The 13679-nt window shown below is 64.6% G+C and carries 12 protein-coding genes; all 12 read left to right on the forward strand.

Going from position 1 to position 13679, the window contains the following annotated elements; translation table 11 throughout:
• The first annotated feature begins 3 nt into the window (after positions 1-3).
• The 12 genes from ACREP4_RS02970 to rseP all read left to right on the forward strand — a co-directional run bounded on the left by ACREP4_RS02970 (position 4) and on the right by rseP (position 13626).
• On the forward strand, positions 4-801 hold the full coding sequence (locus tag ACREP4_RS02970) for a fimbrial biogenesis chaperone (RefSeq protein ID WP_431594697.1): 798 nt from the start codon (positions 4-6) through the stop codon (positions 799-801).
• Positions 752-3142: a fimbria/pilus outer membrane usher protein gene (locus ACREP4_RS02975; protein WP_431594698.1), complete on the forward strand. Its 2391-nt coding sequence runs from the start codon at positions 752-754 to the stop codon at positions 3140-3142. The genes ACREP4_RS02970 and ACREP4_RS02975 overlap by 50 nt, the downstream gene beginning before the upstream one ends.
• 77 nt (positions 3143-3219) lie before the next feature.
• Positions 3220-4170, forward strand: a complete 951-nt coding sequence (locus ACREP4_RS02980) for a Csu type fimbrial protein (RefSeq protein WP_431594699.1) — start codon at positions 3220-3222, stop codon at positions 4168-4170.
• Between the two features lie 299 nt (positions 4171-4469).
• Positions 4470-5279 carry a 30S ribosomal protein S2 gene (gene rpsB / locus ACREP4_RS02985; protein ID WP_431594700.1) on the forward strand — a complete coding sequence of 270 codons (810 nt, stop codon included), beginning with the start codon at positions 4470-4472 and terminating at the stop codon, positions 5277-5279.
• Between the two features lie 134 nt (positions 5280-5413).
• Positions 5414-6292 carry a translation elongation factor Ts gene (gene tsf, locus ACREP4_RS02990; protein WP_431594701.1) on the forward strand — a complete coding sequence of 293 codons (879 nt, stop codon included), beginning with the start codon at positions 5414-5416 and terminating at the stop codon, positions 6290-6292.
• Positions 6293-6470: 178 nt separating this feature from the next.
• Positions 6471-7976, forward strand: coding sequence for an HDOD domain-containing protein (locus tag ACREP4_RS02995; RefSeq protein WP_431594702.1), 1506 nt, complete (start codon positions 6471-6473; stop codon positions 7974-7976).
• Between the two features lie 107 nt (positions 7977-8083).
• Positions 8084-8812: a UMP kinase gene (gene pyrH / locus ACREP4_RS03000; RefSeq protein ID WP_431594703.1), complete on the forward strand. Its 729-nt coding sequence runs from the start codon at positions 8084-8086 to the stop codon at positions 8810-8812.
• A gap of 78 nt (positions 8813-8890) precedes the next feature.
• Positions 8891-9448: a ribosome recycling factor gene (gene frr / locus ACREP4_RS03005; RefSeq protein ID WP_431594704.1), complete on the forward strand. Its 558-nt coding sequence runs from the start codon at positions 8891-8893 to the stop codon at positions 9446-9448.
• A 15-nt stretch (positions 9449-9463) separates the two neighbouring features.
• Positions 9464-10225, forward strand: a complete 762-nt coding sequence (gene uppS, locus ACREP4_RS03010; RefSeq protein WP_431594705.1) for a polyprenyl diphosphate synthase — start codon at positions 9464-9466, stop codon at positions 10223-10225.
• Positions 10222-11043, forward strand: a complete 822-nt coding sequence (locus tag ACREP4_RS03015; protein WP_431594706.1) for a phosphatidate cytidylyltransferase — start codon at positions 10222-10224, stop codon at positions 11041-11043. Before uppS ends, ACREP4_RS03015 begins: the two co-directional genes overlap by 4 nt.
• A gap of 1 nt (position 11044) precedes the next feature.
• On the forward strand, positions 11045-12241 hold the full coding sequence (locus ACREP4_RS03020) for a 1-deoxy-D-xylulose-5-phosphate reductoisomerase (protein ID WP_431594707.1): 1197 nt from the start codon (positions 11045-11047) through the stop codon (positions 12239-12241).
• 26 nt (positions 12242-12267) lie between these two features.
• Positions 12268-13626, forward strand: coding sequence for an RIP metalloprotease RseP (gene rseP, locus ACREP4_RS03025; RefSeq protein ID WP_431594708.1), 1359 nt, complete (start codon positions 12268-12270; stop codon positions 13624-13626).
• Positions 13627-13679: the final 53 nt, after the last annotated feature.

The raw sequence follows: 13679 nt of genomic DNA on the forward strand, positions 1-13679 counted from the left end.
TTCATGCACACACGCCACCCGCTCAGGATGCGGGTGGCGAGCCTGTGCTGGCTCGCCACCGCGTTTTCGCTATTTCTCGCCGCGCCCTCAATCAGCCGCGCCGGCGGTCTGCAGGCGTCCCCCATCCTGCTGGAATTCGGCAATACCCAGAAATCGCAGACTCTCTGGCTGACCAATACCGGCGAGCACCCACTGCGCGCGCAGATCCGCGTGCAGCAATGGACCCAGTTCGACCAGGAAGATCGGTTGCAACCCTCCAACGCCCTGCTCGCCAGCCCGCCGCTGGTCGAAATTGCCGCCGGCCAGAAGCAGTTGGTGCGCGTGGTGCAGGCGGCCGCACCGGGAACCAATGCCAATGAAGCCGCCTTCCGCCTGATCGTGGACGAATTACCCGGCGGCGCCGAAACAGTGACGTCCGGCCTGCAGTTCTTGTTGAGTTACTCCATCCCGGCCTTCGTCCTGCCGCCCGGCAGCGTGCCGCAACTGGAACGACAAGGACCGTACATCCCCACCGACGCGCAGCTGCTGCAGGGCCATTGGAATGTGCAGGGCAAGAAAGCGACGTTGACCGTGCGCAACACCGGCAACCAACGCATCCGGATCAGCCAACTGAGCTGGGTCACAACGGCAGGTGAGCGGATGGACATCGCCCCCGGCCTGTTCGGCTACGTGCTGGCCGGCCAGCAGATGCGCTGGACGCACACCCTGCCTTCGCCCTTGCCCGCCAACGGCACTCTGAGCGCAAAACTCAATGACGACCCCGAACCGCAAGCACTGCCGCAGATCACCACTGGCCCATAGGCTCTGCCAGGCCATCGCGACGGCAGTCGCAGCCCTGATCCTGCCCGAGGGCAGCGCCAACGACGCCACCACCGTTGCTGCGGGCGAACAGGAGTTGTACCTGGAAGCCCGCGTCAACCAAGCCAGCAACGGCAAATTGGCGCGCTTCGTATTGCGCGGCGACACCTTGCTGGCCAGTGAGGCCACTTTATGGGAGCTGGGGCTGATACTGCCGGTCGAGGTTGCCGCCCAGCGGCTGATCGAACTCCCGTCGCTGGCAGGCCTCAGCGTGGAGTACGACGCGCCGCACCAGCGCATCAATCTGCAGGTGCCAGTGGACATGCTCGACCGCCCGCCAGTGCATATGGACCTCTCGCGCACCCAAGCCACCCTGCCAGACCCAAGCCAGCGCCTGCCTGGCGCAACGCTCAGCTACGACGTGTACGGCCAGCATGCTGACGGCCGCGGAAATCTAAGCGGCTTCAGCGAGCTGCGGGTGTTCGGCGTGGGCCGCGGCGTGTGGAGCAACACCCTCTCCAGTCGCTTCACGACAGGCAACACCCACCGCCGCGCCAGCAACACCCGACTGGACAGCAGCTGGCAACTGGACTTCCCCGTACCCATGCTCTCCCTGACCGTGGGCGACACCATGACCAGCAGCCAGGAATGGTCCCGCGCAACGCGCATCGGCGGCATCCGCTTGTCGCGCAATTTCGCCCTTCAGCCATACCGCACCATCACGCCATTGGCTTCGTTTGCGGGCGAGGCGGTGCTGCCTTCCACGGTTGACCTGTATATCGACGGCATCCGCCAGTCCAGCCAGCCGCTGCCGCCAGGGCGCTTCCAACTGGACAGCAGCCCCTCGCTCAGCGGCACCGGCCAGGCGCAACTGGTCATCACCGACCTCAACGGCCAGAGCCGCACGATTGGCTTCAGCCTGTACGGCACACCGCAACTGCTGCAGGCCGGATTGTCGGACTGGTCGGTGGAACTGGGTTCAATCCGCCGCGACTATGGCATCCGCTCTTTCAATTACGGCAACGACCCATTGGCCAGCGCCAGCCTGAGCTATGGCGTGAACAATCACCTCACCCTGCAGACCCACGCCGAAGGCAGCCACGGCATCCGTCAGGCCGGCGCCGGCGCGGTACTCCTGCTCGGCAAGCGCGGCGGCGTGCTGACCGGCTCCTGGGCCGGCAGCCGGGCCGGCACACTGACCGGCAATCAGCACGGGCTGGGCTATCAATGGAACTCCCCCCGATTTTCCGCCTCCGCCAGCACCCAGCGCCGCAGCGCGGGGTATCGCGACGTGGCGGCCGTGCACGAGGGCGCCACCTTGCCGCGACGGACCGAACAGGCCTTTCTGGGCGTGACTACCCCCGCCGGGCACATGGGCGTCAGCTATGTGACCCAGCACTACCTGGACTTTCCGCGCAGTCGCTATGCCAGCCTGAGCTGGTCGCACTCGCTGGCCGACAACATGCAACTCAGCCTCAGCTTCAACCGTGACCTCGCCAACCGCGACAGCGACAGCGCCTTTCTGTACTGGTCCATGCCGCTGGACCGGTACTTGACCACTTCCGCCTCCGCGCGCCATGACCGTGGCGGCAACGGCCTGTCCGTGGAAGCCAGCCGCAGCGCGGACCTGGACCAAGGCGGGCTGGGCTGGCGCGCACAAGCCACCACCCAAGGCAGCGACGACTTCGGCCTGCGTGCGGAGATCAGCCAGCATGGCCGGCACGGTCATATAAGTGCCGGCGTGGACCACGACAACGGCAGCCACCGCCGTACATCGACCTACGCGAGCGCCGGCGGCGGCCTGGCCTTGCTGGACGGTCGCCTGTATTCCATGCCGCGCGTCCACGACGCCTTCGCCCTGGTTTCCACCAGCGGCATCGCTGACGTACCCGTGCAACTGGAGAACCGCACCATCGGTGTCACCGACCAGCGCGGGCAGTTGCTGATCAACCACCTCAACGCCTGGCAACGCAACCAACTGTCCATTGATCCGCTGGACCTGCCCGCCGACATGGTGCTGGAGACCACCCGCAAGGACGTCGTGCCGGAAACCCGCAGCGGCGTCCAGGTGGATTTCCCGATGCGCCGCACCCTGGCCATGCAGTTCGGCGTGCGCGACCGCGACGGCCAGTGGCTGCCTGCCGGAAGCCACCTCACCGTCGAGGCACCGGACAACCCGCCGACCACCACGCTCGTCGGCCATGAAGGCAAGGTCTACCTGCTTGACCCACCCCCGCAGGCACGCTTGCACTTCCGTTCCGACAACGCGCAATGCACCGCGCCCCTTCCCGAAGCCCCCATTCGCGAAGGCCGCATCAATCTGGAGGACGTTGTATGCCAGTGACTTCCCGCCGGGCAAACCTCCCGCACCTCATACGGCATCTGCACGGACACGCAATACTGCCGCCCCTCATCGCACTGATGGCCCTGATGGCGCCGCTCGCAGCGCGCGCGACACCTTCCTGCAAGCCCACCCTTCACACATCGCTGAACTTCGGCGCCGTCCCCAGCGACGACTACAGGGATGCTGAAACCTTTGTTGAGTTCGAGTGCAACGGCCCTAGCGGCGTGTTCGCAAGCCAGGCCAACTTTAGAGCCTGCTTGTTCATCAATGAAGGATCCGATCCGCCAGGCGTCAACCCGCGGCGCATGAAAGACGGCCTGGGCAACTATCTGGACTACGACCTCTACTCCGACCGCCAGCGCTCCAGCTTGATCGGCCCCCTGGGCAGCAGCGCCCCCACCCACAGCGTTACCTTCGCAGTCCTTCCGAGAGATAACCGCTGGATGACCTTGCCTATTTATGGCCGCGTGCGCGCCGCGCAGAACCAACCTGCCACGTCCACCTACTCAGGTGTCCCGGGCGCCACGGTTGTCCGGTACAGCTATGCCTTCTTGAGCACACCTACCGAAGACGATTGCCGCAACGGCGTCGCACCATGGGGGGGCGGCAAAGGCAGCGTCAACATCGCCTGGGGCAGGGTCTACGTCAACGTCGAAAACGCCTGCAGCATCATCACGGCGACGGACATGGACTTCGGCACCGTTGGCACCGAGGCTGACGCGCAAGACCAGACATCACTGATCAAAGTGCAGTGCCCGACCGGCGCACCCTGGACCGTCACCCTGGACAATGGCGCCAACGCGACCGGCGACAAGCGCTTCATGGCCTCCGGCCAGAACCGCCTCGGCTATGAGCTGTACAGCGACGCCGCGCGCAGGAAACGCTGGGGCAACACGGCAACTACCGGGATCAAAGGCAGCGGCACCAATAAGCCGCACGACCTGACGGTATACGGGCGCATCCCCGACCTCTCCGAAGCGCCCCCGGGCAGCTACCAAGACCAGATCACAGTGACGCTGACCTATTAAGCGCCCTCTCCAGCGACCGGCCTGCCCACTCCGGACAGGCCCGCCTGCGCCACGATTTGCGGCCAAGCCCCCTGCCCCGCTATACTTCGCCGGCTTTGCTGGGCCAATGGCCTGTCAATCCCGCCCACACCGGGCGTCACCGGTGAATCCTCACCTGTCGCCCCCATCCGTGCCGGGGTGCCCTGTTCACCAGGGTTCGGCCACGGAGGCGCCAGGGAAGCCCAACCCCGGAACCTACCGCTTCGATGCGGATTCGCCCCTATTTCATGGCGACCGGTTCCCTGTCAGGAGTTTTTGCAATGCCCCAGATCACCATGCGTCAGATGTTGGAAGCCGGCGTCCATTTCGGTCACCAGACCCGTTACTGGAACCCCAAGATGGCTCCGTACATCTTCGGCGCCCGCGGCAAGATCCACATCATCAACCTGGAAAAGACCGTCCCGCTGTTCAACGATGCGATGAACTTCATCTCGTCCGTTGCCCAGAAGCGCGGCACCATCCTGTTCCTGGGCACCAAGCGCAGCGCACGCGAATCCATCAAGGAAGAAGCAGAGCGTTGCGGCATGCCGTTCATGAACCAGCGTTGGCTGGGCGGCACCCTGACCAACTTCGCCACGGTGAAGAAGTCGGTGGCTCGCCTGAAGGAACTGGAAGCCGGTGAAACCGACGGCAGCTTCGACCGTCTGGTCAAGCACGAAGTGCTGGGCCTGCGCCGCGAGCGCGACAAGCTGGAAGCCTCGCTGGGCGGCATCAAGGAAATGAACCGTCTGCCCGACGCCATCTTCGTCATCGACATCGGTCACGAAGACATCGCCATCAAGGAAGCCAAGAAGCTCGGCATCCCGGTGATCGCCGTGGTTGACACCAACTACAACCCGGAACTGGTTGATTACGCCATCCCGGGCAACGACGACGCCATCCGCGCTGTGCAGCTGTACGCCCGCGCTGCTGCTGACGCCGTGCTGGAAGGCAAGGCTGCTGCTCCGAACGCTGCCACCGTGCGCGAAGACGAGTTCGCTGGCGCCGTTGCTGCCGACGAAGCCAAGCCGGCTCGTCGCGCACCGGTCAAGAAGACCGCCGCCAAGACCGGCGACGAGGCTTCGGCCTGATGCACCGGGCGGGCACAGCCACTGTGCCCGCCTGCCCTGCTCCGGCCCCTTTCGGTGCCGGCATCTGACAGGGCCTCGTAACAAGGGCCGGCAATCATTGCCGGCCTACCCCTTTCTATTCGTGAGGAAATTCCATGGAAATCACTGCTTCCCTGGTCAAAGAACTGCGTGAGCGCACCGGCGCCGGCATGATGGAGTGCAAGAAGGCTCTGTCGGAAACCAACGGCGACATCGACGCAGCGGCGGAAGCCCTGCGCAAGTCTGGCGCTGCCAAGGCCGACAAGAAGTCCGACCGCGTCACCGCTGAAGGCCGTATCGGCGTCGCCGTGAACGGCGGCAAGGCTGTGCTGGTCGAAGTGAACTCGGAAACCGACTTCGTTGCCAACGACGTCAACTTCAAGGCGTTCGTGGACAGCGTCGCCGCTGCCGCCCTGGCCTCGGGCGCTGCCGATGCAGAAGCCCTGAAGTCGATCAAGCTGGAATCCGGCTCGACCGTCGAAGAAACCCGCGCCACCGCGATCCAGAAGCTGGGTGAAAACATCCAGATCCGTCGCCTGGTGCACGTTGACGGCAGCAACAACGTCGGCGCCTACGTGCATTCCAACGGCAAGATCGGCGTGCTGGTTGACCTGGCCGGCGGCAACGCCGAGCTGGCCAACGGCCTGGCCATGCACGTGGCTGCGATGAACCCGCCGCACAACAAGGCGGCCGATGTGCCGGCCGAGTTCGTTGCCAAGGAAAAGGAAATCGAGCTGGCCAAGATGACCGACAAGGACAAGGCCAAGCCGGCTGAAATCCTGGAAAAGATCATCAGCGGCAAGATCAACAAGATCATCAGCGAAGTGACCCTGTACGGTCAGAGCTACGTGCTGGACAGCGACAAGACCGTCGAGCAGGCCGTCAAGGCCGCCGGCGCTGATGTTGTCGGCTTCCACCGCCTGGCCGTTGGCGAAGGCATCGAGAAGGTGGTGGAAGACTACGCCGCCGAAGTTGCCAAGGCGATGCAGGTCTGATCCTGCCAGCGCACCGGTAACAAACAAAAGAAGCCGCGGATTTCCGCGGCTTCTTTTTTGGCTCCCGCACCCCACCGAACGCGACACAAACCACCGCCAATTCAAAGCAAACTGTGACGCCCCTTTTATATTCGGGACGTGCATGTATTCTTGGGCCACTGCCGCCCGCATCCCAGACATGTCCCCCGAGCTCACCGCTGCGTTGTCCCTCTGTCGAAACCTGCCCTCGCCGCCCGCCATTGCGTTGCGCTTGATTGAGTTGGCGCAGGACCCGGAAACAGACATCGCCAGCGCTGCCGACGTCATCTCGCTGGACATGGGCCTGAGCGCACGGATGATGCGCATCGCCAATTCCCCGCTTTACGCCAGCCGCCGCCGCATCGAGAACCTCGGTCAGGCGCTGACCATGCTCGGTTTGAATGCAACGCTGCAGCTGGCGCTGGGCTTCAGCCTGGCCCGCGCGCTGAACGACGACGAGCGCCACGCGCAGCTGCACAACGCTGTCTGGCGCCGCAGCATCCTCAGCGCATTGGCCGCACGCTACCTGGGCCTGTCCTGCGGCGCGCGGCGCGTCGAGGAACTGATGCTGGCGGGATTGCTGCAGGACATCGGCATCCTCACCCTGCTGCAGATCCGCTCGGATGACTATCCGCAACTGCTGGCCAGCTGCACCAGCAATGACGAACTGCTGGCGCGCGAACGCAGCAGCCTGGAATGCAGCCATGCCGACGTGGGCGCGAGCCTGTGCGAGCAATGGGGCCTGCCGCGCTTCCTGGTCGATGCCATCAGCCACAGCGAAGCACCGGCCGAAGCGGTCGATCTGTTTGAACGCTGCGTCGTTCTTTCCAGCCATGTCGCCAACATCTGGCTGGCCGACAATGCCGATGCCGCCCGCGAGGAGGCACTGCGCCTGGCGCACGAAAACCTGGGCATGGACAGCGCGCGCTTTGACCAGGTGCTGCAGCAGGTGAGCGAAATGCTGCCGGAAATCAGCGCGTTGTTTGACGTCCCCGTGCCCTCGCCCGCACGCGTCACCTACCTGCTGGATCACGCCAGCGAGTTGATCGCCTTGCGCAACCTGCGCGAATTGCAGGACGCATCAGCATGGGAACGCCGCGCCGATCATTACGAGCAAAAAGCCCGTCGGCTGGCCGAACAGGCACATCTGGACGCACTGACCGGCGTACTCAACCGGCGTCAGCTGGAAGTGGTGCTGGAGCAGGAATTCACCCACGCCAGCCACCCTGATCGCCCATTGTCGGTGGCCTTCATCGATCTGGACGATTTCAAGAAGATCAACGACCAGCACGGCCATCTGGTCGGCGATCAGGTATTGCAGGCCTTCGCCAGCCGCCTGCAGGCGCACCTGCGCGGCTCGGACACAGTTGCCCGCTTTGGTGGCGAAGAGTTTGTGGTGCTGTTCCCCGGCACCAATCAGCAGACGGCCGTGGATGTCATTCGCCGCGTGCTGGGCGCCATCGCGCACACGCCGATGGTCACCGTGGCCGATGCACCACTGCACATCACTTTCTCCGCAGGCGTCGCCACGCACGGCATCTACGAACGCTTCGCCGACATGCGCGACCTGCTCAAGGCCGCAGACGATGTGCTTTACCGTTCCAAAAGCCTTGGCCGCAACCGCGTGATTGCCCGCGCGCCGGAGTCGCAGCCCACCGCCTGCTGAACCAACGGTCGACAACAGCGTCTTTTGTTGCGGCATTGCAACAAAAGCTCTGACCGGGAACCGCCGCTTCCGTTAGACTTCCCGCGTTTCCAGCCATTGAGGTCGTCATGTCCAAACTCGCCTACCAACGCATCCTTCTGAAACTTTCCGGGGAGGCGCTGATGGGAGATGAGGACTACGGCATCGACCCCAAAATCATCAACCGTCTGGCCCGTGAAGTCATCGAGGCCCAGCAGGCAGGCGCCGAAGTGGCGCTGGTGATCGGCGGTGGCAACATCTTCCGCGGCGCGGGCCTGGCCGCAGGCGGCATGGACCGCGTCACCGGCGACCAGATGGGCATGCTGGCCACGGTCATCAATGCACTGGCCATGCAGGACGCACTGGAAAAGCTCGGCGCCAAGGCGCGCGTGATGAGCGCCATCAAGATCAACGACGTGTGCGAGGACTACATCCGCCGCCGCGCCATCCGCCATCTGGAAAAGGGCCGCCTGGTGATTTTTGCTGCCGGCGTCGGCAGCCCGTTCTTCACCACCGATTCGGGCGCCGCACTGCGCGCCATCGAAATTGGCGCCGACCTGCTGCTCAAGGCCACCAAGGTCGACGGCGTCTACGACAAGGACCCGAACAAGCACAACGACGCGGTCCGCTACGACAGCCTCACTTACGATCAGGTCATCAAGCAGGGCCTGGAAGTGATGGATACGGCCGCCTTCGCGCTGGCCCGTGACAGCGACCTGCCGATGCGCGTGTTCGACATGGGCCAGCCGGGCGAATTGCTGAAAATCCTGCACGGCGAGAACATCGGCACCCTGGTGCACGGCCGCGACAAACACTGACCTTCCCAGGTTCCGGCCCGGTGGAGAGGGCTCTTCGCCTATAATCGGCCGGTTCCAGCACCATCAAGGATTCCGGCGATGATCAACGACATCAAAAGCAATGCGCAGACGCGCATGGCAAAGAGCCTCGACGCTCTGCGCCACACCCTCACCACCATCCGTACCGGCCGCGCTTCTCCGGCGCTGCTGGACGGCATCAAGGTCAAGGCCTACGGCACTGACACGCCCCTGAACCAGGTGGCCAGCATCAGCGTCTCTGAAGGCCGCTCGCTGGTCATCACCCTGTTCGACAAGGGCATGATCAAGGAAGTGGAAAAGGCCATCTACGCCTCGGACATCGGCATCACGCCGACCACCGTGGGTACGGTGATCCGCCTGAACCTGCCGCCGCTCACTGAAGAGCGCCGCAAGGAACTGGCCAAGTCGGTGAGCAAAGAAGGCGAAGAGACCAAGGTCGGCATTCGCAACATCCGCCGTGACGCCAACCAGGAAGTAGCCAAGCTGCTCAAGGACAAGGCCATCACCGAGGATGACGACCGCCGCACGCAGGACGAGATCCAGAAGCTGACCGATAAGGCGATCAAGGACGTCGACGACATCGTGAAGCTGAAAGAACAGGAACTGATGGCGGTCTGACGGGTGCTGCCTGTCATGCCCAGCGGCACCACCGCACCGCGCCTGCCCGAGCACATTGCCATCATCATGGATGGCAATGGCCGGTGGGCGCAGCAACGCCGGAGGCCGCGCATGATCGGCCACCGTGCCGGCGCGCGTGCGGTCAACCGCACCATTGAGTTCTGTCTTGAACACGGCATCGGCACACTGACCCTGTTCGCCTTCTCCAGTGAAAACTGGGGTCGGCCACAGGAAGAAGTGGATTCACTGATGAAGCTGTTTCTCGGCGCACTCGACCGCGAGGTGGATGAACTCCACCGCCGCGGCGTTCGCGTGCGCTTCATCGGCGACCGCTCGCGTTTTTCCGCCAGCATCGTGCAGCGCATGCACAAGGCCGAGCAGCGAACCCAGGACAACCGCGCCATGACCCTGGCCATTGCCGCCAGCTATGGCGGACGTCAGGACATTGCACTGGCCGCGCGTGCGTTGGCCGAGCAGGTCGCTGCCGGTACGCTGAAGCCGGAGCAGATCGACGAAGCACTGCTCGGCAATCACGTCGCCCTGGCCGATCTGCCGCCACCGGACCTGTTCATCCGTACCGGCGGCGACACCCGCATCAGCAATTTTCTGCTGTGGCAGTTGGCCTACACCGAACTGTGGTTCACCGACGTGCTGTGGCCGGACTTCGATGCGGCCATCCTTCAACAGGCGCTGGACGACTTTGCCGGGCGCGAACGCCGCTTCGGCCTGACCAGTGCCCAGATCGCCACCCAGGCGAGTCCGAGCGCATCTCCATGACCAAAACCCGCGTGATTGCTGCGCTGATCATGGCCCCGGTGGCCATCTGCGCGATCCTCCTCCTGCCCACGCCCTGGCTGGCTGCCGCCGCAGCGCTGGTGTTCCTGATCGGCCTGTGGGAATGGCTCAAGCTCACTGGCGTGGATGGCGTGCCGCGCACCGTGCTGCTCGCCCTGAACCTGCTGCTGATGGTGCTGATGGTGTGGGCGTCCGGGAGCAGCCTGGTGTTGTTCCAACTGGCCACGCTGGTGGGCGTCGGTTTCTGGCTGTTGGCGTTGCTGTGGCTGCGTCACTTCAACTTTGGTGCTCACGACGAAACCAGCGCACGCATGCTCAAACTCGCCGCCGGCACCTTGGCCATTGTTCCAGCCTGGGCGGCGCTGGTGCTGCTGCACGCCGAGGAAAACAACGGTCACCTGTGGCTGTTGGCCGCGCTGATGCTGGTCTGGGCCGCCGATTCCGGCGCGTACTTCGCCGGCCGCGCCTTCGGCAAGCACAAGCTGGCGCCGCGCATCAGCCCCAACAAGACCATTGAAGGCGTGCTCGGCGGGCTGGTGGCTGGCCTGATCGTCGCTGGCGGGCTCGGCTGGCTGGCCGGCGTGCAGCTGTCCGACGTCGGCGGGCTGATGCTGGTCGCCGCCGTTGCGGTGCTGGCCTCGGTGCTCGGCGATCTGTTTGAAAGCCTGCTCAAGCGCCACGCCGGCGCCAAGGATTCGGGCCATATCATCCCGGGCCATGGCGGCGTGCTCGACCGTATCGACGGCGTACTCGCCGCATTGCCGGTGTTCGCACTGGGCAAGGAATTCTTCGGTTTCTGATATGTCCAGCTCTTCTCGCCAGCGTCAGGTCGCCGTCCTTGGCGCCACCGGCTCCATCGGCACCTCCACACTGGATGTCATCGCCCGCCATCCTGGGCAGATGCGCGCCAGCGTGCTGGCCGCGGGCAGCAATGTGGATGCGCTGATCGCGTTGTGTCGCACACATCGCCCCGACCACGCCGTCATTGCGGAAGAAACCCTGTTCGCGCGTCTGCGCGATGGGCTGGCCGATGCTGGGCTCAGCACCCAGCCGCACGCCGGGCACGCGGCCATCGACGCGTTGGCCGCCAGCGATCACTGCGACACCGTGGTGGCCGCCATCGTCGGCGCTGCCGGGCTGTCATCCACGCTCGCCGCTGCCCGTGCCGGCAAACGCCTGCTGCTGGCCAACAAGGAAGCGCTGGTGCTGGCGGGCGAACTGCTTACCCGCGAAGCCGCGGCGGCCGGCGCCGACATCATTCCGATCGACAGCGAACACAACGCCATCTTCCAGTGCCTGCGTTCACGCGACGCCAGCCTGGAAGCCGGGGTTCGCCGGATCATCCTGACCGCCTCCGGCGGCCCGTTCCGTGGCCGCAGCCGCGCCGAACTGGAAGCGGTGACCGTGGCCCAGGCCGTTGCCCACCCGAAGTGGTCGATGGGGCCGAAGATTTCGGTGGATTCGGCAACGTTGATGAACAAGGGGTTGGAGGTCATCGAGGCCCACCACCTGTTCAACGTGCCGGGTTCGCGCATCGACGTGCTGGTGCACCCGCAAAGCCTGGTGCACTCGCTGGTCGAGTTCATCGACGGCTCGACCCTGGCCCAGATGGGTTTGCCGGACATGCGCACCACCCTGGCCGTTGGCCTGGGCTGGCCGCAGCGCATTGAATCCGGCGTTTCCGGGCTGGATCTGCTCACCCAGGGCCGGCTCGATTTTGAAGCCCCCGACCTGGAAGCCTTCCCCTGTCTGCGCCTGGCGTGGCAGGCAATGGAGACCGGCGGCAGCGCACCGGCCATCCTCAACGCCGCCAATGAAGTCGCCGTTTCAGCGTTTCTTCAGGGCCGCATAGGCTTCCTGTCGATCCCGGCACTGGTGGAGCACACCTTGTCCACCCTGCCCCACGTGGCGGCCGATACACTGGACGCCCTGCTGGCGGCCGATGATCAGGCCCGCCACATCACCGAAACCGCCATTGCCCGCCTGCCGCATGCCTGAAGCCTCTCTTCAATCGAGTCCTGCCCGTGGCTGATTTCCTGGGCTCCGTGTGGTGGATGATCGTCAGCCTTGGCGTGCTGGTGACGTTTCATGAATTCGGCCATTACTGGGTCGCCCGCCGCTGCGGGGTAAAGGTGCTGCGCTTCTCAGTGGGCTTCGGCAAGCCATTATGGAGCCGCCGCGACCGCCACGGCACCGAATTCGCCATCGCCGCCATTCCGCTCGGCGGCTACGTGAAAATGCTCGACGAACGCGAGGCCGACGTACCGGTCGGCGAGCGCGGCCATGCCTTCAACAACAAGACCGTCTGGCAGCGCATCGCTATCGTCGCGGCCGGCCCCATCGCCAATCTGGTGCTGTGTATCGCCCTGTTGTGGGCGATGTTCGTCATCGGCCGGCAGGATTATTCGCCCAGCGTCGGCCGTGCCAGCGGTATGGCTGCCAGTGCCGGCTTCGCGGCCGGTGACCGCCTGCTCGCCGTTGATGGCCGCAACGTGGAAACCTGGGCCGAGGCCAGCATGGCCCTGACCACCGCGGCAATGGACCGCCAGGATGCCCATGTACGGGTCCGCGATGTGCTCGACAACGAGCGCACCCGGGTGCTGCCGCTGTCGCAGCTGCCAGCCGGCTTCGATGAACGCCAAGTGCCGGTGCAGGCAGGCTTCCTCTGGCAGTTCTGGCTGCAGCCGGCGTTGGTTGAAAAAATCACCAAGGATTCCCCGGTCGCGCATCTGCTTCAGCCCGGCGACCTGATTTTGGCCATCGACGGCCAGCGCGTGGACAGCGCCGACCGGGTGTACCCGCTGATTCAGGCGCTGGGCCAGCGCGGCGGGCCCGGAATGCTGGAAGTCGAGCGCGCTGGTGAACGGCTTGCACTGGAAGTCACTCCGCAACCCAGCAAAGATGCCAATGGCAAGCCGCGCTGGCTGATCGGCGTTGAATTCCCCACCGGCCAGTCCGCCGCCTACGACGCCCGCCAGCAGTACGGCGTGTTCGCCGCCCTGCCCGCCGCCGTGCGCGAAACCGGCAAATTGGCTTCAGATTCGCTGGGAATGATGCGCCGGATGCTCACCGGCCATGCCTCGCTGAAGAACGTTTCGGGCCCGATCACCATCGCCCGCGTCGCCAACGCCTCAGCTGAACGCGGCCTCGATTGGTTCCTGTATTTCCTGGCTTTGCTGTCGCTGAGCCTGTGCATCATCAACCTGTTGCCCATTCCTGTCTTGGACGGCGGGCACCTGCTGTATTACCTTATCGAGTTGGTCAAAGGCAGCCCGCTCAGCGAGCGTGCCATGGCGACTGGTCAATTCATCGGCCTGGCGCTGTTGGCCGGGCTGATGGGATTGGCGTTCTACAACGACATTCTTGGCCTGGTCCTGCGATGAACTTTTTTCTGCTGTCGTCGTCTTACGCCGGCACCCACGCAATATTGAAATCG

This window comes from Stenotrophomonas sp. (assembly GCF_050737575.1).
In the GTDB taxonomy this organism is placed as follows: domain Bacteria; phylum Pseudomonadota; class Gammaproteobacteria; order Xanthomonadales; family Xanthomonadaceae; genus Stenotrophomonas.

Excerpts from the sequence above, each read along its gene's own strand:
- ACREP4_RS02970 (WP_431594697.1), top strand. The coding sequence starts at position 4 with ATGCACACACGCCACCCGCTCAGGATGCGGGTGGCGAGCCTGTGCTGG.
- ACREP4_RS02975 (WP_431594698.1), top strand. The coding sequence starts at position 752 with ATGACGACCCCGAACCGCAAGCACTGCCGCAGATCACCACTGGCCCAT.
- ACREP4_RS02980 (WP_431594699.1), top strand. The coding sequence starts at position 3,220 with ATGGCCCTGATGGCGCCGCTCGCAGCGCGCGCGACACCTTCCTGCAAG.
- rpsB (WP_431594700.1), top strand. The coding sequence starts at position 4,470 with ATGCCCCAGATCACCATGCGTCAGATGTTGGAAGCCGGCGTCCATTTC.
- tsf (WP_431594701.1), top strand. The coding sequence starts at position 5,414 with ATGGAAATCACTGCTTCCCTGGTCAAAGAACTGCGTGAGCGCACCGGC.
- ACREP4_RS02995 (WP_431594702.1), top strand. The coding sequence starts at position 6,471 with ATGTCCCCCGAGCTCACCGCTGCGTTGTCCCTCTGTCGAAACCTGCCC.
- pyrH (WP_431594703.1), top strand. The coding sequence starts at position 8,084 with ATGTCCAAACTCGCCTACCAACGCATCCTTCTGAAACTTTCCGGGGAG.
- frr (WP_431594704.1), top strand. The coding sequence starts at position 8,891 with ATGATCAACGACATCAAAAGCAATGCGCAGACGCGCATGGCAAAGAGC.
- uppS (WP_431594705.1), top strand. The coding sequence starts at position 9,464 with ATGCCCAGCGGCACCACCGCACCGCGCCTGCCCGAGCACATTGCCATC.
- ACREP4_RS03015 (WP_431594706.1), top strand. The coding sequence starts at position 10,222 with ATGACCAAAACCCGCGTGATTGCTGCGCTGATCATGGCCCCGGTGGCC.
- ACREP4_RS03020 (WP_431594707.1), top strand. The coding sequence starts at position 11,045 with ATGTCCAGCTCTTCTCGCCAGCGTCAGGTCGCCGTCCTTGGCGCCACC.